This is a genomic window from Ruminococcus sp. AF17-1AC (assembly GCF_003461385.1).
GTDB lineage: Bacteria > Bacillota > Clostridia > Oscillospirales > Ruminococcaceae > Hominimerdicola > Hominimerdicola aceti.
Map to the genome: position 1 here is coordinate 55,897 of NZ_QTWZ01000001.1, position 22,606 is coordinate 78,502.

At 43.9% G+C, this 22,606-nt stretch carries 15 protein-coding genes; 3 read left to right on the forward strand and 12 right to left on the reverse strand.

Annotated features, from left to right (window positions below; translation table 11 throughout):
- Positions 1-8: 8 nt before the first annotated feature.
- The 4 genes from DWW81_RS00240 to DWW81_RS00255 all read right to left on the reverse strand — a co-directional run bounded on the left by DWW81_RS00240 (position 9) and on the right by DWW81_RS00255 (position 4,468).
- Entirely contained in the window at positions 9-1,430 is a 1,422-nt protein-coding gene (locus tag DWW81_RS00240; protein ID WP_117863610.1) for a HAMP domain-containing sensor histidine kinase, read from the reverse strand.
- Positions 1,423-2,127 carry a response regulator transcription factor gene (locus DWW81_RS00245; RefSeq protein ID WP_022288718.1) on the reverse strand — a complete coding sequence of 235 codons (705 nt, stop codon included), beginning with the start codon at positions 2,125-2,127 and terminating at the stop codon, positions 1,423-1,425. The genes DWW81_RS00240 and DWW81_RS00245 overlap by 8 nt, the downstream gene beginning before the upstream one ends.
- A 381-nt stretch (positions 2,128-2,508) precedes the next feature.
- The gene (groL, locus tag DWW81_RS00250) at positions 2,509-4,152 is read right to left on the reverse strand and encodes a chaperonin GroEL (RefSeq protein ID WP_117877148.1); all 1,644 of its coding nucleotides are present in this window, start codon (positions 4,150-4,152) and stop codon (positions 2,509-2,511) included.
- A 43-nt stretch (positions 4,153-4,195) separates the two neighbouring features.
- Complete coding sequence (locus tag DWW81_RS00255; protein WP_022288719.1) at positions 4,196-4,468, reverse strand: co-chaperone GroES; 273 nt, start codon at positions 4,466-4,468, stop codon at positions 4,196-4,198.
- A gap of 1,031 nt (positions 4,469-5,499) precedes the next feature.
- Between DWW81_RS00255 and xylA the strand changes: the two genes are divergently transcribed.
- Positions 5,500-6,825 (forward strand): xylose isomerase, encoded by a 1,326-nt coding sequence (gene xylA / locus DWW81_RS00260; RefSeq protein ID WP_022287212.1) that lies wholly within the window; start codon positions 5,500-5,502, stop codon positions 6,823-6,825.
- Between the two features lie 104 nt (positions 6,826-6,929).
- Here the strand turns inward: xylA and DWW81_RS00265 are convergent, their stop codons facing one another.
- A complete protein-coding gene (locus DWW81_RS00265) occupies positions 6,930-8,195 on the reverse strand; it encodes a cation:proton antiporter (protein ID WP_117896586.1) in 1,266 nt (421 codons plus the stop codon).
- A gap of 220 nt (positions 8,196-8,415) precedes the next feature.
- The gene (locus DWW81_RS00270; RefSeq protein ID WP_181982622.1) at positions 8,416-9,624 is read right to left on the reverse strand and encodes a cellulase (glycosyl hydrolase family 5); all 1,209 of its coding nucleotides are present in this window, start codon (positions 9,622-9,624) and stop codon (positions 8,416-8,418) included.
- Positions 9,625-9,938: 314 nt separating this feature from the next.
- Between DWW81_RS00270 and DWW81_RS00275 the strand changes: the two genes are divergently transcribed.
- Positions 9,939-12,653: a cellulase family glycosylhydrolase gene (locus DWW81_RS00275; RefSeq protein WP_181982623.1), complete on the forward strand. Its 2,715-nt coding sequence runs from the start codon at positions 9,939-9,941 to the stop codon at positions 12,651-12,653.
- Positions 12,654-12,781: 128 nt separating this feature from the next.
- Here DWW81_RS00275 and DWW81_RS00280 read toward each other — a convergent pair whose 3' ends face one another.
- The 5 genes from DWW81_RS00280 to DWW81_RS00300 all read right to left on the reverse strand — a co-directional run bounded on the left by DWW81_RS00280 (position 12,782) and on the right by DWW81_RS00300 (position 19,727).
- Entirely contained in the window at positions 12,782-14,545 is a 1,764-nt protein-coding gene (locus DWW81_RS00280; protein ID WP_117896588.1) for a glycosyltransferase family 39 protein, read from the reverse strand.
- Between the two features lies 1 nt (position 14,546).
- Positions 14,547-16,109: an NAD(P)/FAD-dependent oxidoreductase gene (locus tag DWW81_RS00285; RefSeq protein ID WP_117896589.1), complete on the reverse strand. Its 1,563-nt coding sequence runs from the start codon at positions 16,107-16,109 to the stop codon at positions 14,547-14,549.
- A 17-nt stretch (positions 16,110-16,126) separates the two neighbouring features.
- A complete protein-coding gene (locus DWW81_RS00290) occupies positions 16,127-16,588 on the reverse strand; it encodes a GtrA family protein (RefSeq protein WP_117896590.1) in 462 nt (153 codons plus the stop codon).
- Positions 16,589-17,008: 420 nt separating this feature from the next.
- The gene (locus DWW81_RS00295) at positions 17,009-18,880 is read right to left on the reverse strand and encodes a GGDEF domain-containing protein (protein WP_117896591.1); all 1,872 of its coding nucleotides are present in this window, start codon (positions 18,878-18,880) and stop codon (positions 17,009-17,011) included.
- Between the two features lie 148 nt (positions 18,881-19,028).
- Entirely contained in the window at positions 19,029-19,727 is a 699-nt protein-coding gene (locus DWW81_RS00300; RefSeq protein WP_117896592.1) for a hypothetical protein, read from the reverse strand.
- Positions 19,728-20,515: 788 nt separating this feature from the next.
- Here DWW81_RS00300 and DWW81_RS00310 point away from each other — a divergent pair.
- Positions 20,516-21,826 carry an SGNH/GDSL hydrolase family protein gene (locus DWW81_RS00310; RefSeq protein ID WP_117896594.1) on the forward strand — a complete coding sequence of 437 codons (1,311 nt, stop codon included), beginning with the start codon at positions 20,516-20,518 and terminating at the stop codon, positions 21,824-21,826.
- A 75-nt stretch (positions 21,827-21,901) separates the two neighbouring features.
- Here the strand turns inward: DWW81_RS00310 and DWW81_RS00315 are convergent, their stop codons facing one another.
- On the reverse strand, positions 21,902-22,606 hold the full coding sequence (locus DWW81_RS00315; RefSeq protein WP_117896595.1) for a hypothetical protein: 705 nt from the start codon (positions 22,604-22,606) through the stop codon (positions 21,902-21,904).

The following is a 22,606-nucleotide window of genomic DNA, read 5'->3' on the forward strand; positions in this document are numbered from 1 at the left end:
TGAGCCTCCTAGTCGCCCTCCGCCTTGTTAGGCAGCGTGAACACAAATTCCGTATACTCGTTCTTAACGCTTCGTACCATTATCTTGCCCCCATGGAGCTTTATGATAGAACGCACGATATTAAGTCCCAATCCAACGCCCGTCTTGTCAAGTCCTCTTGACTTATCGGTCTTATAAAATCTGTCGAACACCAGCGGAAGCTCGTCCTCAGACAGACCCTCACCGCTGTTTCTGATAGAAATGCTCGTCATGTTACCCTCAGGCTCAAAGTGAAACTCTATATAACCGCCCTTGTCAACGAACTTTATGGCGTTCTCTATGAGGTTATACATGACCTGATGAACAAGGTCGTTATCAGCATAAAGGGTCACTCTGTCAACGTCAAGACCCCTTATCTCTATCTGCTTTTCCTCAAGCCTTGGCTCAAAAGTCACAAGGGTATCGACTATCGGCTCAAGCACAGAGAAATACTGCAAATTAGGTTTAAGCTCGCCTGCCTCGATCTTTGCAAGATTGAGCATACTTCTTACGAGCCTTGCAAGTCTGTGTACCTCAGAGGAAATTATTTTAAGATAATATCTCTCCTGCTCCTTTGGTATGGTGCCGTCAAGCAGGCCGTCCACAAAACCGCCTATAGACGTCATAGGCGTTCTAAGCTCATGAGAAACGTTCGCAAGGAAGCTGTTTCGCATGGTGTCATAGCTTTTCAGGCTGGCCGCCATATCGTTGAAAGCGTTGCTGAGCTGTTCAAGCTCCGAGGTAGAATAATCAGGCAGGGTGACGGAAAAATCTCCTGCTCCTATCTTCTTTGATACTTCCGCTATCTCTTTTATAGGCTCTGTAAGCTTCAGCGTCATGAAATATACCAGAAACATTACTATGACCAGAACTATTATAGCGGAAACTATAAATATTTCCATTATGTTGTAGGTATAGTCGTCCTGAGCCGCCTTTGAACTGAATGCAAGCACATAATATTCAGGTCCATTCGCTTTGAACGACTTACCTATCACATGATATATAGCATCGAAAGCTCCTCCGAGATCCGAATAAACATACTCGCAATTGTCAGAAAAAGCTTCAAGCTCATGGACAGATATATTATGAGGGCTGCACACAGGATCCTTACTGGAGTTCACAAGCACTGCTCCCGTAGAGTCGCACAAGATAAAATCAGCGTTGCACGCCATTGAATACTGCGTCATCTCATCTGTCACCGACTTTTTCCAGTCGGCAGGCTGAGCCAGCATTTCTTCCTGCGTATATAAAGCAAGAGCCTTGGTGTTTTTCTCCAACAGGCTCTTTTTTTCGTCAATAAAATACCTTGAAGAAACCAGCAGTAATACCGTTCCTAAGCACACAAAGCTTATAAGTATTACTGCTGAACAAATTACAAAGTATTTAAAGAATATGCTTTTACGATTACTCATGCGGTGTTTCAGCGACTTCAAACTTGTATCCTACGCCCCATACAGTTTTAAGTGCCCACTTGTCAGAAACGCCCTCAAGCTTCTCACGCAGACGCTTAACGTGAACGTCGATAGTTCTCGAATCGCCGTAATATTCAAAGCCCCATACCTCATCAAGGAGCTGATCTCTTGTATAAACTCTGTTCGGATTTGAAGCAAGGTGGAACAGAAGCTCAAGCTCCTTCGGCGGTGTGTCAAGCACCTGACCGTTTACTCTCAGCTCATATCTTGTCATATTGACTGAAAGCTTGTCATACTTGACTTCCTTTATCTCAGCTTCGCCTGATGACTGACCTACTCTTCTGTAAACAGCCTTTATTCTTGCGATAACTTCTTTTGTATCGAAAGGCTTTACGATATAGTCGTCAGCTCCAAGCTCCAGACCAAGCACCTTATCAAATGTTTCTACCTTTGCGGTTATCATGATGATAGGCACGTTGGACTTCTTTCTTATCTCACGGCATACCTGCCAGCCGTCTATACCAGGCAGCATAATGTCAAGCAGTATGATGTCAGGCTTAAGAGCGTTGAATTTTACCACTGCTTCCTCACCGTCATGTGCAAGTATTACTCCATAGCCCTCCTTTTCAAGGTAAAGCCTGAGCAGCTCGCAGATGTTCTTATCATCGTCTACTACCAATACTCGTCCAAGCGACATATTTCATCTTCCTTTCGTTTATTTACTTCTTTTCATGCCCATTATTTCAAATTTTCACACTTCTGAAAATTTGAACAAAAGACAATAATTATTCAAATTGATATAAGTATTATAACAAATTCACAAACCCATTGTGTGAATAATTATTTAACTTTTTATTAAATATCATAATTTGCTTTAATTTTAAGCGGACGTCTGCAACAATATGTATATATTTAATTTAATTAATCAATACTTTTGGATTTTACTTACAAAAGCATCGAGGATATTATTTGATTTTTGTAAACTATATCATAAAATATTACCCATTCCATACAAACAGCCTCCGCAGGATAACTACGGAGGCTGTAAATTATATCAGATATTAGTCATGGGAGCTTATTAGTACATACCGCCCATTCCGCCTGCACCTGCTGCTGCGGCTGCCATAGCAGCGTCAGCCTGCGGATCCTTCTTGTCTGCAACAAGGCTCTCAGTTGTGAGCACCATTGAAGCAACAGAAGCTGCGTTCTGGAGAGCTGAACGTGTAACCTTAGTAGGGTCAACGATACCTGCAGGTATCATGTCAACATACTCAGAAGTATAAGCGTTGAAGCCGTAGCCGACCTTTCTTGAACGGATTATCTTGTCTATGATAACGCTGCCCTCAAGACCTGCGTTCACTGCGATCTGTCTAACTGGTTCTTCAAGAGCCTTGTAAACGATCTGAGCGCCTGTCTTTTCGTCACCGCTGAGCTTGTCAACGAGCTTCTTAACTGCTGGCATAGCGTTGATAAGAGCTGTTCCGCCGCCTGCTACGATACCCTCTTCAACAGCTGCCTTTGTAGCTGCCAGAGCGTCCTCGATCCTCAGCTTCTTCTCTTTCATTTCTACCTCAGTTGCAGCACCGACCTTGATAACAGCTACGCCGCCTGAAAGCTTAGCAAGTCTTTCCTGAAGCTTTTCTCTGTCGAAATCAGAAGTTGTATTCTCGATCTGTGACTTGATCTGACCAACTCTTGCCTTGATATCGTCGCTGTTGCCTGCGCCGTCAACAATGATAGTGTTCTCTTTCTGAACGACTACCTGTCTTGCTCTGCCCAGCTGCTCCATAGTTGTTTCGCTGAGTTCAAGACCAAGTTCAGATGAAATTACCTGACCGCCTGTGAGGATAGCGATATCCTGAAGCATTTCCTTTCTTCTGTCGCCAAAGCCAGGAGCCTTTACAGCTACGCAAGTGAATGTGCCTCTCAGCTTGTTTACGATAAGAGTTGAAAGAGCCTCGCCCTCAACGTCCTCGGCAATGATAAGGAGCTTCTTGCCAGCCTTTACGATCTGCTCGAGAAGTGGAAGAATTTCCTGAATGTTAGAGATCTTCTTGTCTGTGATAAGAATGTAAGCGTCATCAAGAACAGCTTCCATTTTATCTGTATCTGTTACCATGTAAGGTGCGATATATCCTCTGTCGAACTGCATACCTTCAACGACTTCGCTGTAAGTTTCAGCAGTCTTTGACTCTTCAAGAGTGATAACGCCGTCAGCAGTTACCTTTTCCATAGCCTCAGCGATAAGCTTACCGATGTTCTCATCAGCGGCAGAAACAGCACCTACTCTAGCTATCTCATCAGAGCCTTCTATCTTCTTTGAGTTAGCGACGATAGTTTCAACAGCAGTATCTACAGCCTGATCCATACCTTTTTTAAGTACCATTGGATTAGCACCTGCTGCGATATTCTTCATACCCTCTCTAACAAGAGCCTGAGCAAGCAATGTAGCTGTTGTTGTACCGTCACCGGCAGCATCGTTAGTCTTAGTAGCGACTTCCTTTACAAGCTGTGCGCCCATGTTCTCGAATGGGTCGTCAAGCTCGATCTCCTTAGCTATAGTAACACCGTCGTTTGTGATAAGAGGAGCACCGTACTTCTTATCAAGAACTACATTTCTGCCCTTAGGTCCCAGTGTTATCTTAACAGTGTTTGCGAGCTTGTCGATACCGCTCTGCAAAGCTTTTCTTGCGTCTTCGCCAAAAATTATATCCTTAGCCATTGTAAATTACCTCCGTTTATATACTATTTAAAATGCAGTGAAATTAGTCAACAACTGCGAGAATGTCGTCCATTTTAACGATAATGAACTCTTCACCGTCCAGCTTAACATTAGTACCGCTGTACTTAGAGATAAGCACCTTGTCACCCTTATTAACGCCCATAGTAACGTCCTTTTTACCAGGGCCTACAGCTATTACCTCTGCGACCTCAGGCTTTTCCTTAGCTGAGCCTGTGAGAATGATACCGCTCTTTGTGGTTTCCTCAGCCTCTGTCATCTTAACTACAACTCTGTCCTGCAATGGTTTGATCGCCATGATAAGTTCCTCCTTTTATAATACCTTTTAATATGCTAAATTAGGATCCTTCGTGGTCGCACCTATGTTTTCAGCACTCTCACGATCGGATTGTTAGCACTCGGTCTTTCTGAGTGCTAATTATATTTTAGCACCTTTTTCGCAAAATTCAAGTCATTTAAGGTCATTTATGTGATTTTTGTAGGGTTGCACAATATCTATTAAGTTGCAAAATGATTTTGAGAGCAAATTGTACAATTTATTGTGGGGGTATTGCAGGTCTGAAATCAGATTTTCGGGTGGGGATAAATGTATTCAATGGAGGTATGCGTATCAACAGTATCCATAATTGTAGGGGACGACGCCCTCGGCGTCCCGTTCGGAGGAATAACGCATAATTGTTGTATCATTGATGCCAAATTATTTTCGGGGTGACATTGTTGTGATAATCTCTGTTAATTCAATGGGTGAGGAATATCGGGACGCCGAGGGCGTCGTCCCCTACAGATTTGTTGCCGTTGGGTTCGTGTTTCAGCCGTTTATATTCGATTTTCAAGTTACGTTCGGGGTATGACATTTGGTATTATGTCCTAGGTGTTGCATACACAAAATATCACAATGCACGCCCACGTCCTGATACAAGTACTCTACAGCCTGTTCCAGAATCTCTCATCGTATTCACTAAGTCGCAGGGCTTGTACGTGCCCGCAAGTATCTAAGACGCTTTCTACTTATACACGAAAAACACCTCTTTTGTTGCATAAAAAATGCAACAATTGCAGAAATGTTGCCAAATTAAAAGATAAATCATTTGTTTGCACAAGTTTAGTTGTCAAAATTTGTGCAGTTATTACAGAAAATTATTACAGAAATATTGATGAAAATACGAGAAAAAATAGTGTGTCTATGCAGTTATCCCACAATTTTAATATATATCAATATATGCAATTTTGATAAAAAACAGTTGACAAACAGGTGCGATTTGGTGTATTATTGTATTGTAATCGTTTAATCGTTAAGATCAAACAATAATATATTCGGAGGTCAAAATTATGGCAGAGTATTTTAAGGATATTCCAAAGATCAAGTATGAGGGTGTAAACTCAACTAATCCCCTCTCTTTTAAGTATTATAACCCAGATGAGGTTGTAATGGGCAAGACTATGAGAGAACAGCTCAAGTTCGCTCTTTCATGGTGGCACACAATGGGCGGCGACGGCACTGATATGTTCGGCTGCGGCACTACTGACAAGACTTGGGGCGAGGCTGCTCCTGAGGCAAGAGCTAAGAAGAAGGTCGATGTTGCTTTCGAGATAATGGACAAGCTTTCTATCGACTATTTCTGCTTCCATGACCGTGACCTTTCTCCTGAGTACGGTGATCTCGGCACCACTAACGCAAAGCTTGCTGAGGTAGTTGACTACATAGCTGAAAAAATGGCTGCTGACCCTACTAAGAAGCTTCTTTGGGGTACTGCTAAGTGCTTCGATCACCCAAGATATATGCATGGTGCAGGCACATCACCTTCTGCTGATGTTTTTGCTTATGCGGCTGCACAGATCAAGAACGCTGTTGACGCTACTATCAAGCTTGGCGGTAAGGGCTACGTTTTCTGGGGCGGAAGAGAAGGATATGAGACTCTTCTGAACACAAACATGGGTCTGGAGCTTGACAACATGGCAAGACTTATGAAGCTGACTGTTGATTATGCTCGTTCAAAGGGCTACACAGGTGATTTCTACATCGAGCCAAAGCCAAAGGAGCCTACAAAGCATCAGTATGATTTCGATACAGCTACAGTTCTCGGTTTTCTGAGAAAATATGGTCTTGACAAGGACTTCAAAATGAACATCGAGGCTAACCACGCTACACTTGCCCAGCACACTTTCCAGCATGAGCTGAGAGTTGCAAGAGATAACGGTGTATTCGGTTCTATCGACGCTAACCAGGGCGACCCACTGCTCGGTTGGGATACAGACCAGTTCCCTACAAACGCTTATGACGCTACACTTTGTATGTACGAAGTTCTCAAGGCAGGCGGCTTCACAAACGGTGGTCTGAACTTTGACGCTAAGGCAAGAAGAGGCTCATACACAATGGAAGACATTTTCCTGAGCTACATTGCAGGTATGGACACATTTGCACTTGGTCTTAAGGCTGCTGCAAAGATCATTGAGGACGGCAGACTTGACAAGTTCGTTGATGACAGATATGCAAGCTGGACAACAGGCATTGGTGCAGACATCATTGCAGGTAAGGCTGACATGGAGAGCCTTGAGAAGTATGCAGTTGAGAAGGGCGAAGTCACAGACTCACTTTCAAGCGGCAGACAGGAATATCTGGAGAGCGTACTCAATCAGATCATGTTCAATCTTTAAGCAGGGGCGTGCCCCTGCACCCATATCCGCTATCATTCGTGGCAGCGGATTTTTTTGTACAAAAAAGAGCGGAGTTTTTTGCTCCGCTCTTTGCTTTTTTTTCATTACTTTTCTTTTCTTGAGAGTTCCTGCAGCTCCTGTTCATACTGTGAGAAGCCCTCCACAGACTTCATAAGCTCGTCCTCAACGTGTTCTTCATGATTATCCTTAAACACAAACTTCAGGAATACCGGTGTGATTATCGTTGTTGCAACCACCATGATGATGATAGGTGCGAAAACTTCGTCGCCCATAAGTCCAAGCTTCTGTCCTTTAGCCGCTACTATAAGTGCGACCTCACCTCGTGAGATCATACCCATTGCTATCTGCAAGCTTTCCTGATTTGTATACTTACAAACCTTTGCGCCTAGTCCGCAGCCTATTATCTTTGTGATTATTGCCACAGCAAGGAGCAAAACTGTAAACAGCACCATTTTGCCGTTCATGTTGATACCGTTCATTGTAAGACCGATGCTTGCAAAGAACACTGGTGAAAGGAACATATACGAAAGTGTTTCAAATCTGTTTGAGATATACTTTACGTCCTTTTCGCTTGAAATTGCAAGACCTGCAACAAATGCGCCTGTGATATCTGCTACGCCGAAAAGCTCTGCTACATACGCCATGAGCAGGCAGAAAACGAAGGAAATGATAACGTGACGTCTAAGGTCTTTTTTATCTCTTTTTCTCCACTTTGTGAACACAACATGGTAAACCACTGTACAGCCGATAGCCACTGCAAAGAACGCTACTATCTTAATAAGAACTGTTGCAACGTGAACGCTTGTATCTGCAAGGCTTGTGATAAGGGTCAATGCGATGATACCAAGGATATCGTCTATGATAGCCGCACCGAGAATGGCATTACCTGCTCTTGTAGAGAGCTTGCCAAGCTCTTTCAGAGTTTCTACTGTGATAGAAACTGATGTTGCAGTAAGCACAACGCCTATGAAAAGGTGCTGCAGGAATGGTGAGCAGGCGAGCTTATCGCCCTTGCCTACGCCCATTGCAGCGGCAAGTCCAAGTCCGCCGAACAGTGGTACGATAACGCCAAGAAGAGCGATTATGAATGACGCTTTACCAGTCTTTTTAAGCTCCTTAACGTCTGTTGTAAGTCCTGCGGTGAACATCAGCACGATAACGCCAATTTCTGACAGTTCTGAGATGAACTCAGTTTCTTTTACAACATTAAGAACAGCAGGTCCGAGTATTACGCCCGCCAACAACGCACCGACTACCTGCGGCAGTTTCATTTTCTTTGTTACAAGACCGAGAATCTTGGTCGAAAGCAGTATAAGTGCAATAAACAATATGTAGCTATACTCTTCCATGATTTTACTTCCTTTCCACACCGCCATTATATGACGTTAATGCGTAAAAATAACGATTCACAGCATTTTACTTTCTGCAAATCGTCATTGATTTTCCGTATCTTATTATAGCATTATGCCGCACTATAGTCAACAGACAGCACAATTTGTTCACAAAAAAGAGCAACAAAAAAGAGCCGCAAAAGTCGGCTCTTTTTGTGATTATTTTATCAAAGTTTGTTTATACAGCTTTTTTGCCGTTAGGGAATATCTTATCCTCGCAGATACCTGCCATTTTTTCTATAGCAGGCTGGATATCCTGCCACAGACCACAGCCATCGTCCTGACCGCTTGTTTTCCATGCAAACACACCGTTCCAACCATTGTTGTAAGCGTCCTCATAAGCTGAGGTGATGTCGAAATCGCTGTCGCTTGCAACGGCTGGGCATTCGCCTATAACGCAAGGCTTTGTACCGTCAAGGCCAAAGTCTGTTGGAGATTCGCTGAAAGGATATCCCCACATTCCCTGCATCCAAGTGTACCAATGAGTTGAATAGAAGTCAACATAGGCAAGGCTCTTGTCATACTTATCACCGCTCAAAACGTTCTGAAGCTCGCTGTCGGATATTTTGTTGCCCTGCTGGCTGTCGGAGTTATACTTTATCATACCCAGACCCACGGTTACGAGAACGTCTGAATTTGCATGGATAGCTGCAGCTGCCTTTGCATAATACTGCTCCAGATAGGGCCAATCAAGCTTGCCGCACTCTTCATTTTCAACTATCCAGTCAGGCTCGTTACAAAGGTCTACAGACCAGAAATAGTCGCTCTTGCCGTATCTCTGAACGAGAGGAACTATGTAGTTATCTACAAACATATCTGTCTTGTCGCTGTCCTGAATGAGCGTTCTCCAAGCCTGATAATTCTGGTTCTGATCCTTGAAGTTATCAAAGGACTGAACTGTTGCCATTATATAGATCTGATACTGTTCTGCAAGATAGAACAGATTGTCAAGATCCTCCCAATGAGCTGTTGTTGCACCGTCAAATGTACCGTCTGCTGAGATAGCCATACCAACGTCGCCGTTGCAGATTATCCATATTCTTGCGGCATTTACGCCTGAATTGTGAAGCTTCTGGAAATGATCCTGCCAGAACTCAAAATTAAAGCCTCCGCCAAAGTCGTTCCACTTATCCCATGGAGCGTTCACTCCATTGAACCAAAGCTCCTTGTCGCCCACCATGAATTTTGTTCCGTCGATCTTGACTTTCGCTGAGCCGTCGGTCGTTGTTGCATAATCCTTTTCAGGCATTGCAGTTTCCGAAACAACGGCAGAGCTGTTGTTTGATTTGCTTTCAGCTTTTGAGCTTGAGGAATTATCTCCGCAGCCCACGGTCGAAACAAGCATCAGCACTGCAAGTGATGATGCAAGCCACTGTTTAACTTTCATAAAATACACCTTTCCTTTCTTTGAGATAAAGCTATGAACACATTTGATTATAGCACAATACCGCTTCATTTTCAATAGCAAAATCTGATTTTTGGCAGATAATATCCTCTGAATTTTTAACATCGTATAATTATATCAGCGTTAATAAATCAGCACTTTTTCATATAGCGATTAAAAATATGAACATTTGAGATTTATACACAAAAAGAATGTATGTTATTTGTTTAATAAGCGTATTCTAATTTGAACAGAGATGTGGTATAATAAAAGGTACTGATGAGGTTAATATTTTATATATGAAAGGACGGGAAAGAATGAAATCAGTATCAAAAAGATACCTGAGCTTTATTTTATCTCTTTTAATGGCAATGACTATATTTATTGGTCTTGACCTTGGGGATATAAATGCGCAGGCATTGTCGGGAGATACTCTCAAAAACGCTGACACGGAAGCCATACTTGAAGATATGGGTCTGGGCTGGAATTTGGGCAACTCTCATGACGCAACAGGCGGTTCAGGTCTTGACACGGAAACATCGTGGAGCAATCCTAAAACAACTCAGGCTCTTATAGACAAGGTAAAGTCTTTAGGCTTCAACACAGTGAGAGTGCCTGTTTCTTGGGGCAAGCACGTATCGGGTGACAACTACACTATCGACTCGGCATGGCTTGCAAGAGTAAAGGAAGTAGTTGATTACTGCTACAAAAACGATATGTATGTTATTTTGAACATTCATCATGACACAAAGTCATCTGCAAGCGCTTCGGGAGCGGGATATTACCCAAGGTCTTCTGCATATTCAAGCTCTGAGAAATTTGTTACCAGCGTATGGTCACAGGCGGCAGAATACTTCAAGGATTATGACTATCATCTTATATTTGAAACATTGAATGAGCCTCGTCTTATCGGCTCCAGCTATGAATGGTGGTTCAACAAGTGGAGCATTCCGTCAGAGGTAAAGGACGCTATAGGCTGCATAAACAAGCTCAATCAGAAGGCTGTTGACACCATAAGAAACACAGGCTCAAACAACAAGGGCAGACTTATCATGTGTCCCGGTTACGACGCTTCCATAGACGGTGCAACCGTTTCAGGCTTCAAGCTTCCTACAGATATCTCAGGCAACAAAAACCGCATCGCTGTATCAGTTCACGCATACAGCCCTTACAACTTTGCAATGAATGTTGGTCCAGGCTCGACCTCTGCATATACATCTTCAATAAAGAGTGAGCTTCGGGACCTTTTCAGCACGCTGAAAAGCAATTTCCGTGACAAAGGTATACCTGTCGTTATAGGTGAGTTCGGCTCAACAGACAAGAACAACACTGCTGAGCGTGTAAAGTGGGCAACAGACTACACTGCGCTTGCAAAGAAGAATAACATTCCATGCGTACTGTGGGACAACAATGCTTTTGCAAGATACAACGGAAGCAGCATTGTTCTCAACGGTGAATATCACGGCTACATAAACAGAAAAAACAATACTGTTACAAGTCCTGCAAAGGACGTTATCGAGGCTCTTATGAAGCCTTACGGCAACAGAGTAGATCTTAACTGTTCTTCAAGCGTTACGATAATTGCGGGACAGAGCAAAAACATTGGAGCAAGTTCATCAACAAGCGGGGCTGTTCTCACATACAAAAGCACGACTCCGTCAATATGCACTGTTGACAAGAACGGAAACGTGACCGCTCTCAAGACAGGCACAGGATATGTTACTGTTACGGCTTCTGCAAATGGTTATGACAGCGTTTCAAAGGACGTTAAGATAGTTGTTTCAAAGAAGAGCCTTAACAACGGACTTCTTACGCTTTCAGAAACAAGCTATGTTTATGACGGCACATACAAAAAGCCTGCGGCTACAGTTACGCTTGACGGCAAGGTGCTTCAGGCAGGCAAGGATTACACTATCTCATATAGAAACAATCTAAACGTTGGCGTTGCAACTGTTATTGCGACAGGCATGGGCGACTACACAGGTTACACATCAAAGAACTTCACTATCACAAAGCGTGCAATGGCAGGCGGAACTGTTTCAGTGGCTTCAAGCGTTTCATTCACAGGAAGCAATATTACTCCGTCAGTTACAGTAAAGGCAGCAGGCAGGACGCTCACAAGAGGCACTGACTACACAGTTTCATACTCAAACAACAAGAACGTCGGCACGGCTAGCGTTTATGTATACGGCAAGGGCAACTATTCAGGCACACTGAGCGCTAAGTTCGACATTCTTCCTGCAAAACAGCAAATACAGAAGCTTGAAACCAGATACAAGGGCTTCTATATTGATTGGGCGCAGAAAGGCTCTGCAACGGGATATGACGTCGAGTATTCTGTAAACGCAAACATGAATGGTGCGGCTTCAAGGCATTTGACAGCAAACAAGCCTGACACGCTGACAATAAGCGGTCTGACAGGGGACAAGACATATTATGTTCGTGTTCGTTCCTACACAAACAGAAACGGCAAGGTATACTACGGCGCATGGTCTGATGTAAAGAGCATAAAGACGGCTAACAACGACATCACAAAGGCTACTGTTTCGGGCATTTCCACAAAGGCGTTCACAGGAAAGGCTATCACGCAGAACGTAACTGTAAAGGTCGGAAACACTGTTCTTAAAAACGGCACTGACTACACTGTTTCATACTCCAACAACAAAAAAGTTGGCAAGGCTACTGTAAAGATAACAGGCAAGGGCAAGTATGGCGGAGTTATCACAAAGACGTTCAAGATAAATCCTGCAAAGCAGGAGATACAGAAGCTTACGGCTAAGTCGAAGGCATTCTTTATCGACTGGGCGCAGAAAGGCTCTGCTACGGGATATGAAATTCAGTATGCTACCAACTCAAAGTTCACTGGTGCTAAGAAAGTGACTATCACAAACAACAAGACAGACAAGACCACTGTTTCAAAGCTTTCTGCCAACAAGAAATACTATGTTCGTGTGAGATCTTACACAACTGTAGGCGGCACAAAGTATTACGGCGCTTGGTCGGCAACAAAAACTGTCACTACAAAGAAATAAGGCTATATTGGCATAATGAAAATACCGACGGCTCGGGTTGAGCGGTCGGTATTTTTTTTGCGATATTTTTCAGTTTGTGGGGAAGCTAGGCGGGCGAACGCTGTTCGCCCCTACATGGGGTCGGGGTTTTATCCGTTGGTGCTTGCCACAAAGAAGTATGTTATGTAGGACAGGACGATAAATGCAGAAGAAAGATAGCTCAGGGTGCTGACTATGGCTTTGCATGGGGCTTTTTCGGAGCGCTTGCAAAGGTCTGTGAAAAGTCCGATATTTATAAGTCCTATGAGCATACATGGTACTATGTATCTGAAATTCATTGTGCAGATAAAAGGATATCTGATGCAGAAGTTATAATAGTTGCCTAAGATAGTGGCATAGACCACTGTGAGCATGAGCTTTTCGGTAAATCTTGCGTTATCGGTCTTTACAAAAAGCACTATGAGCATTGCAATAAACGCTATGACCGCAAGAACCAAGGCTATCCAGAAAAGTGCATATGGCACGAGCATTGCGTTTTTGGGGAAGAAAGTTTCGTTTATGCCCTCGCCAAAAAGCGAGTTTTTAAGCATTGCTATGGTAGGGTTATACTCTTTATAGCTTTCGCCGCCCCACTGCTCAAAGACTATTTTAAACTGCGAGAAGCTGAAGTCTGTAAGGCGGTGTTTGGCTGTAAGGTCGCCTATATACTGGACGTCGGCATTTGAAAGGCTTGGGACATAGTTTGGTTTTACGCCGAAACGCAGGTAATTTCTCACGCTCCACCAAAGTCCAAGAGGACAGCATACTACACCGAAAAGGCACATTTGGCCTAGGCGGTTTGCCATATTCTTACGATTTTGCACAAGCGCCATAAAGAAAAGTATGGCTACGGCAGGGGCGATAAGCCCTACGGATATTTTTGTCATCATGCCAAGACCGATACAGAGGGCTGCTTTGACGATATTCTTTGCGGTCTGTTCTCTATACCATTTCAACACGCAATATATTGCTCCCACTGTAAAGCACAGCATGAGAGGGTCGTTATTTATTCCACCTGACATTAGGACAAGGTATGGATACATACAGCACATACCGAACGGGATAGTCAGGGCTTTGCCTTTAAGGTCAAAGAGCCGTAATATCTTATAGACTGTTATTGTAACGGCGCAGACATAGAAGAGGGTCAGAGCTTGTATAGCCTCGCACGCCATATAATACTCTATGCCTATGGAGGTGCAGAATTTCAGCCACACCGCACAGATGATATGGTGGAGAGGCGGGTGATAATACTGCCAAAGGGTGGTAGGGTCGAAATTCGGCAGGGCGTTGTTATTATAGATATACTCTATATAGCCTGCGTGACCGCCCTCGCCGCCGAAATACCACACATCATTCTGTCTTGTATAGATATCGGACATAAAGACATAAGAATAGCGCAGGACAAAGCCTGCTCCTGCCAAGGCAAGGCAGGTGACACGGTCGTGGAACTTTTTATCGTTATTGAGCAACGCGACATACATAACAAGCACGGCGCAAAGTCCTGCAAAGCAGATAAAAGCCGCTTTATATTGGGTATGTACGAAATAATTCACTGCCGCAAGGGTCAAAAGGGTCTTGCCTGCAAAGGTCAAAACTGAGCCTACAGTATGCTTTCCGCTGTCATCGAGCTGTTTCAAAAACCGTCTGAGGTAGAAAAACTCTATTATCATGAAAACGCCACACACAATGACGCCGTTTAAAAACTTATAGCTATAGCTTCCAAAGCCTGTGAGTGCAAGGCATATGAACGCTGCAACTATATAAGTGTGACGGCTGAGGGTGCGGAAGATCGCCTCAAGCCGTCTGTCGCTTATGGCTCTTCTGTTCATGTCTTTCCGCAGGGACAGAAGAAGTCCACCTTTCTTTTTGTTCATATTAGTTTCCAGATTTTTCTTCGTGATATTCTTTTTCTGTGTTCACGTTCCAGATATCTTTTCTGCTCTTTTTGCCTGTTTTTATGGCTTCGGCTGTTTCCATGGCGGTGAGCATTGAATGGTCCATATTATTATATCTATGCTGACCATTTCTGCCCACGCAATAGAGGTTAGGGAAAGTATCGAGGAACTTTATCATGGTATCGAAATGCTTATATGTATCAAAATAAGCAGGATATGCTTTCTTCACCTTTTCTCTATGGGAATCAAGGACTTCATTTTCGGAGATAACTCCCATTTTAACAAGCTCAGCGGTGGCGAATTTTACGCAGTCCTCCTCGGACATATTCCAGAAATCGTCCCCCTCGGCACAGAAATACTCAAGGCCTATCCAAACTGTATTCTCAGGCTTTTCCACCATATAAGGCGACCAGTTGTTGAATATCTGTATTCTGCCCAGTTTCACGCCCTTATCCTGAACATATATCCAGCAGTCAGGGACGATATTGCCGAGAGTTGTTTTATTTGTTTCATTTTTAAGGTTGAGCTTATTGACAAGAAGTCCAACTGTGACGAAATCACGATACGGCAGGCCCTTGGCTATCTTTATGACGGTATCGCAAGGCTTTGTGCCATCCATGCCGAGGATAAGGTCTTTGACAGGCATTGAGGAGATAAAGATATCACCTGTGAAGGTCTTTTCGCCCTCAGCGGTATCGCAGACAACGGAGGTGACTTTTCTGCCCTCGCACATTATTTTCTTTACCTGACAGCCTGTGAGTATTTTTCCCCCAAGCTCTTTTACTTTCTCAGCAGCGGTTTCCCAAAGCTGACCAGGGCCGTATTTTGGATACCAGAACTGTTCGATAAGGGAGGTTTCCACCTCGCCTTTATTCTTTGTGCCGAACACCTTTTTGAACATATCTTTCAAAAGGGCTGTGATAGAAAGACCCTTTACACGCTGTGAGCCCCAATCTGCGGATATCTCGCTTGGGTGTCTACCCCAAAGCTTTTCGGTATAGCCCTCGAAGAACATGGAATAGAGGACCTTTCCGAAACGGTTTATGTAGAAATTCTCAAGGTTTGTTTCAGGCATTTTGAACACGCACGCCCACAGGTAGCTAAAACCTGCTTTCATGGTGGTGACAAAGCCCATGTTCTTTATGGTTTCGGGCTTCATTGAGATAGGGTAGTCGAAGAAGTGCTTATTGTAATAAATTCTCGACACTCTGTCACGGACGAGCATTACATTATCCTCAGTTTCAGGGTCGGGGCCGTTTTCGGCAAGGGGCTTTTCGTGGCCTAGCTTTTTATCGTCATAGGCAGGTTTGCCCTGCAAAGGCATAAGGTCTGCCCACCAATCCATGACCTGCTGATTTTTGGAGAAAAATCTGTGTCCGCCTATATCCATGCGGTTGCCGTTATATCTCACTGTCTGTGATATTCCGCCCATTGCCTGCGAGCCTTCAAGTATGGTCACGTCATAGTCACCGCCGTTTTTAAGAAGCTCTATTGCCGCAGTCAGACCGGCTGGGCCTGCGCCTATAATAATTACCTTTTCCATGTGTTATCCTCTCCTGTTCAGTCTTTATTTTTATCAAATATAATAAATTTTCTGCCTGCAAAATTCCATATGAAAACTATCACTGTGGAAACAAGTTTGCCCACAAGATAATATTTATCCTGCGGAAGAAGCGTGCCGAATATGAGCTTTGAAGCAAGGATATCCTTGAAAAACCATATTATTGCGGCATTTATGCCAAGTCCCACAACGCCCACGGCGGCAAATGCCGCAAACTCTGCAAAGCGGTTTTTTATCTTTGAATTTTTGAATATCCAAAACGTACTCAGGGAATAATTCACCAAAAGTCCTGCCACGAAAGAGATAGTCGCGGCAATGACGGGGTCGAAGCGGCAAAGCTCCACAAGTGCTGTCATAATGCCGTAATCCACCACAAATGCGAATCCGCCCACAAAGACGTATCTGAAAAACTGTATGAATGTATTATCGGTATCACCCGAAAAAAGCTGTTTTATCTTCATTTTCACGTTCCGTTCCTAATATGCTGACACATATAAATGCGTTCACAGGGGCAAAAAGTTGCACACAGGTGGTTACTGCGGCTCAACTTCTCCCTTTCGCACAAATATACGTTCTGCTTTTTGTACACATTGTTAGAAACACATAGTTCACAAAGCATTAATTAATATTATACAACTTTTATGTCGTTTCGTCAAGCAAAATTATGCAAAAAATAAAAAACGGACGGTTTTATCCGTCCTCTAAGCCTATCGAAAAACACTCAAATAACGGGCGAACGCTGTTCGCCCCTACATACAAACAGCGTATTTTCGCCATTTGTAGGGGACGGCGCCCTCGACGTCCCACTTGTTTCAGACTTTTTCAACAAGCTAAAAGGACGGTTTTATCCGTCCTCTAAGTTTTTTCAGAACCATTACAGATCATATCCTGTTATGAGGTTTAAGTCTTTTATCCTCATACATATATTTATCGGCGATGTGCATTACATCGTCAAACCAGAAGTTTTCCACCGGAGCTACTGCTGCACCGACGCTTACTGAGAGGACATAGGATCTACCGCTTCGCCTGTTCAGCTCTGCCATTTTATCCTTTATCTCCTCCTTGACCTGCTCGGAAAGGTCTGTATCAACGATAGCGAAAAGGGCAAGCTCATCTCCGCCAAATCTGCCGCAGACTTTATTTTCTATGCTCACGCTGTCGATAGCGTTTGCGGCGGCTCTTATTGCATAGTCGCCTGCTTCGTGTCCGAAATTATCGTTTATGTATTTAAGTCCGTCAACGTCAACGGAAACCACCAATGCAAGCTGATCGTTTCTTCTTGGCAGAGCCTCAAGGGCATTATAAAAGCCAGTACGGTTATAAAGCCCTGTTAGCATATCGTGACGGTACATTTCTTCGATATGCTTTGTCATATACTTCTGATAGGTGACGCTTCGGAAGCTGCCCAAGGCGGTATTCAGGGAATTTACATAGAGCGGTATTTTAAAATACTCGTTGAGCCTGACAGGAAAATAGAAGCAGGCATAGCCAAGTGGTATGCCGATATAGGCAAGTGCGGAGAATATGAGGGGAACTTTATAGTCCATTATATTCTCTATATCGGGAATGATGTTGGTGCGGTCAAAAGGCTGTGGGACATCTCTATCTTCCACGGCACGGCTCCGCAAAAGTATCATTTTATCGCTAAAAAGCGGTTCTCTATTGCTTACACGAGGGTCTTTACGTTCGTCAAAGAAATCACCATTCACCACAACAGCCATATCGCCAAAAGCATACTCTTTCAGCAGGGCGGCAAGAGTCTTAGGAGTTTCGCAATTCATGACATTCACTGCAAGCTCATATAGGACACGCTCCTCGTCCTGATAACAGTTCATTCTGTCTCGGAGCATTCTGATATGCTCACCAGTATTTATCTGCTCCACTGAGGGTTTACAGCCGCAGGAATTTTCAACGGACAGATCATAGTCAACTGTATATACCTTTTCCGCCTTTTCACCAGCCAAAGCTTTACTTATAGTATTGATGATGGTTTTAGCAGTATCATCATAGCTACAGCCGCTTGTTGTAAGCATAGGTGTACAGTACCTAGCCTCTTCAAGTCCGTCAAAGCCTGTTATGATAATATCCTCAGGTATTTTATAGCCACGTCTTTGAAACTCAGCCCCTGCGGCTATAGCCATCATATCGTTTGCACAGATGATCGCTCTTGGGACTTTATTTCCCTCTATCATATCGTCCACTGCTTTCAAAGTAGGTGCTGACCAATAGTCACCGTAATAAAAGACATCATTTCTGAATGGGATATCATACTCCTCGAGTAGCTTTCTGAAAACTGCTATACGCTCTTCTGAATTTTCTTCGTCTTTTCTGCCTGCGATAAATCCTATATCTCTTATGCCATGCTGTTCTATCACATGGCGAACCACTTGCTCAAAGCCTTTTGCATAGCCGAATTTGATGCTTATGCAATCGTCATGCTCTACGCCGACTGATATGACAGGCTTACCATATTCGGCGGCGTCCATTCTGATTTTTGTCATTATATTCTCAGCATACACACCCTCTTCAAAGGTCACGACGGCATCTGTTATATTATAATCAATAAGGTCAAACACAGACTGCTCGCCTTTTTCAGACAGAGTCTTCCAATAAAGGTCTGAGCAGGTGTGATATACAAACAGTCTGTAATCGTTTTCAACAGCAAAATTATTAAGAGCCCGTATGATTCTATAATTACGCTCATCATAGACTTTACACATACAGACAGCAATTATTTTGATGTTACCGATCATACAGCACAGCTCCTTTCCTATAAATTCAAATACAGTGTTATTATAACATGATTTAATGAATAAATCAAGAGAAAATTGAACAATTTTTAAGAAATTAAGACATAGTTTCGCACACTTGATTAAATAATTAAAGAAAAGGAGCAGTTTGTTAATCCAGCCTGCTCACATCGTTCCATGACCTTACACGCTGATAAGACATTTTATGCTGTTGGAGATACTCGTCGGTATTCTCAGGAGGGGTCACGATATCCTGCGGTTTATCGCTTGTAAAGATATCCTCATAATCATTTGTTATGACCTTATCGTCCTTTTGGTTATCCAGCAATTTTTGCAGGTTTTCGGTCATTTTATCACGGGTAAGCCCCTCGAAATCTATACGCTCTTTTCTGCCGTCGAAGGGAAAGTTGGGGAGTTTACGCATGAAATTAAGGTCAGACACGGTTTTTGCGGTGATGACAGCGGCTACTATAAGGTAGACGAGCATAACGAAAGTATCGCCTGACACGCTGTCAAAAAGGGCGAATTTCAGACCCATATATAATATCATCACGGCAGGGGAGGCGACTATCAATTTAGTTGTATCCGCCATGAGCAAAGCACCGCAGGCGGCAAACGCCGCATAGTTAAAAAAGGCATTTGAGCTTGCATCAAAAAATGCGAACATCGCACTTTCCGCCGCAAAATAATTCGCCCATCCTATCATTCCGTATATTATAACCGCAGGAATAAGCAACGCAAAGGTAAAAGCTGCAAATCGCCGCTGCCTTTTTATAAGCCTGCGGAAATGCCTGCGAAGAGTTTCGTCAGGCAGTGTTTTATAGTCGGCTCTCAGATCAAACATTTCCATGTTATGTCACCTCCTGAATTTATTATAGCATGGGGGGAGGGGATTGTCAAATGGTTTCTGGGGGTGTTAGCACAAACCATGTAGGGGAGCGGCGCAATTTCTGCTTTGCAGAAATACGACGTCCCGATATTTCTTGCCCGTTAAATTATTGGAGAATTTCACAATAATGTCACCCCCGAATAATTCAACATCAAAGATACAAAAAATACAGCAGTATTCCTCCGAGTGGGACGCCGAGGGCGTCGTCCCCTACAATCCTGAATTTACAGCAAACTCCAAGCACAGGCGAACAATGTTCGCCCCTACATCTCATTCGGGCAAGTTCCTGCCGCCGCAAAATCGCTCCGCTCTTTGCGTATCTACATTGCGCTTAGGGCTAGAAAGGCGGTGCAGATTTAATTCCCCGATATCACTTTCATCTGATATCCTATTTCTATCTGCTTTTGATACTACAATCTGCACCTTGTCGGCTTGCGCCGAATGAGGCTCTGCCTCAAACTCCGACAGGGCTTTGCCCTGTACCCACAATGGGTTTCACCCCTTGACCCTGACCAGGGACGTGTCCCTGGACCTTTTGCTCGCTTCGCTCGGTGCTGGGTACTCTACTTTGTGCGACACTGTCATTCCTCACTCCTCACTTAACTTCGCTCCTCATTTAGCCTCGCCCCTGATTTATTCAAATGTAATCGTTTTATGCCTATTGCATTAATTTGCTTTTTGTTGTATAATATATTTGTTAATATATACAGCCATTTGGCAAAATCAAGATATGAAAGGACCTTATTACTATGAAGAAATTCCTTGCGGCGGCTCTTGCTCTTTGCATGACAAGCGCTGCTCTCACAAGCTGCGGTGATTCAAACAGCTCTTCTGCTGCTGACTCAAACTCCGCTGCGGCAAACTCTCAGGCTTCCGATTCAAGTGCGGCTGATACCGAAAGTGTTTCAGACAAGCTTCTTGCTAAGTACCCTGCGTCTACGGAAAAGATAGATGTTAAAAATGGTGCTACTGAGAACATGATCGCCAGAAGCGTTATCAACGAGGGCGACACTTCCCGTCTTGCGGCTAAGCTCGACTACGCTCTGCAAAATCCTAAGGAGACAACAAAGATCTGTTTCATCGGCGACTCTATCACGGCAGGTTCGGGTGCTAACTCATCAACTAATCAGTATGTAAACCAGTTCAAGAGCTGGTGGGAGGAAAACATAAGCTTCTATGTTGATGTTACTAATGCCGGTATCGGTGCAACTGACTCATACATAGGTGTTCACAGGGCACAGCGTGACGCTTTGGAAGCTAAGCCTGACATTATTGTTATCGAGTTTATCAATGACGCTGATGATGAATTTTATGAGTCCTGCATGGACAGCCTTGTAAGAATGTGTCTTGAGCAGGACAACAATCCTGCAGTTATGATACTTGAGCCTTCAACTGAAGGGGGCACATCTCCACAGGCTGCACATCTCAAGGTAGCACAGGCTTACAACATTCCTATGATTTCTTATCATGACGCTGTTATGCCTGAGATAGAGGCCGGCAACTTCACATGGGCTGACATTTCACCTGACAACGTTCACCCTAATGATGACGGACACGTTATAATGGCTTCACTGCTCACAAAATTCGTTGGCAACATAAAGGACAATATTGACAGCGTTGACAAGGAAGCGAAGGCATTTGACACAAGCACTGTTGCACCGACGGGCGATGTATTCGCTGACGCTACTATCGGAAGCCGTCAGACAGAGGACATTGTAAAGACAACTGACGAGGGAACATTCACAGATGTTACAACATTCCAGAAGTTCACAGACGGTTGGGGAACAACAACAGGCGGCACTATCAAGTTTGAAATAACTGCAAAGAACATTGGTATGATATACTACATGACAGTTGACGGCAAGTCCGGCGTGGCTGCTGTAAAGGTCGATGGCGAGGACGTTGCGACGATAAACGCTGACTTCACAAGCGGCTGGGGCAACTACGCAAAGGCACAGCAGATATACTCATCTGACGAGGTGGCTACTCACACTGTTGAGGTAACTGTCGTTGATGACGCAAAGCCTAACTTCCAGATACTTAACTGGCTTATTTCATAATATGTGAAACTAATAGCCGCAAGGCATAAAAAAGCGCTGATACGTTCGGTCGTATCAGCGCTTTTTGTTGGCATATTATCTTTTAACGTCCATTCGCCTGCAAGCTACTGCGAAAAATACTGCCAGCTCTGCAACGGCAAGCAGACCAAGAGTTCTGCGGTATACGATGCTTTCAGCAAAATTTCCTGCATACAGCTCAGAAAAAAGTTTTATGAAAAGTGCGGTGTACGCCGCCGCTGTAAGTATAGCGACAGACCTGTTAAAACGCTTTATCACCACGCTCAAAAGCAGTGCGGACAAAAATATTATGGCAAAAAACATCATTGCCGAAACGAAGCTGCCAAGCCGTGAGCCGCTGAAAAATATATCGAATATCTGCGATCTTTGTTCAAGAAGTTCATATTCGACAGAGCCTGCGGAGCTGCCGAACATAAGCTCTATGACACGCAGCCACAGGAGATAGCCGCCTGAAACGAATACCGACATTGTTATCATACTAAGGAGCATACAGGCTATGCCGCATTTTCTTGGGGTATTCTGTGCACAGGTTATCTGAATGGTGTTCGTGCAGACCACATATGCACACACTGCGGTGACGACACAAGAGGCTATCAGCAGCAGGGGCAGCACAAAATCGCAGGCTATTGCCATATCGCCGCTGCCGCATAAAAATGCAGATGCTGTGATGACGCCGTAGAGGCAAAGCATAAAGGCATATATCACAAGGCAGTAATATCTCTGGATTGTCTTGAAAAGTGTGAGTGTTTTGATCTTTCCCAT

Excerpts from the sequence above, each read along its gene's own strand:
- DWW81_RS00240 (WP_117863610.1), bottom strand. The coding sequence starts at position 1,430 with ATGAGTAATCGTAAAAGCATATTCTTTAAATACTTTGTAATTTGTTCA.
- DWW81_RS00245 (WP_022288718.1), bottom strand. The coding sequence starts at position 2,127 with ATGTCGCTTGGACGAGTATTGGTAGTAGACGATGATAAGAACATCTGC.
- groL (WP_117877148.1), bottom strand. The coding sequence starts at position 4,152 with ATGGCTAAGGATATAATTTTTGGCGAAGACGCAAGAAAAGCTTTGCAG.
- DWW81_RS00255 (WP_022288719.1), bottom strand. The coding sequence starts at position 4,468 with ATGGCGATCAAACCATTGCAGGACAGAGTTGTAGTTAAGATGACAGAG.
- xylA (WP_022287212.1), top strand. The coding sequence starts at position 5,500 with ATGGCAGAGTATTTTAAGGATATTCCAAAGATCAAGTATGAGGGTGTA.
- DWW81_RS00265 (WP_117896586.1), bottom strand. The coding sequence starts at position 8,195 with ATGGAAGAGTATAGCTACATATTGTTTATTGCACTTATACTGCTTTCG.
- DWW81_RS00270 (WP_181982622.1), bottom strand. The coding sequence starts at position 9,624 with ATGAAAGTTAAACAGTGGCTTGCATCATCACTTGCAGTGCTGATGCTT.
- DWW81_RS00275 (WP_181982623.1), top strand. The coding sequence starts at position 9,939 with ATGAAATCAGTATCAAAAAGATACCTGAGCTTTATTTTATCTCTTTTA.
- DWW81_RS00280 (WP_117896588.1), bottom strand. The coding sequence starts at position 14,545 with ATGAACAAAAAGAAAGGTGGACTTCTTCTGTCCCTGCGGAAAGACATG.
- DWW81_RS00285 (WP_117896589.1), bottom strand. The coding sequence starts at position 16,109 with ATGGAAAAGGTAATTATTATAGGCGCAGGCCCAGCCGGTCTGACTGCG.
- DWW81_RS00290 (WP_117896590.1), bottom strand. The coding sequence starts at position 16,588 with ATGAAGATAAAACAGCTTTTTTCGGGTGATACCGATAATACATTCATA.
- DWW81_RS00295 (WP_117896591.1), bottom strand. The coding sequence starts at position 18,880 with ATGATCGGTAACATCAAAATAATTGCTGTCTGTATGTGTAAAGTCTAT.
- DWW81_RS00300 (WP_117896592.1), bottom strand. The coding sequence starts at position 19,727 with ATGGAAATGTTTGATCTGAGAGCCGACTATAAAACACTGCCTGACGAA.
- DWW81_RS00310 (WP_117896594.1), top strand. The coding sequence starts at position 20,516 with ATGAAGAAATTCCTTGCGGCGGCTCTTGCTCTTTGCATGACAAGCGCT.
- DWW81_RS00315 (WP_117896595.1), bottom strand. The coding sequence starts at position 22,606 with ATGGGAAAGATCAAAACACTCACACTTTTCAAGACAATCCAGAGATAT.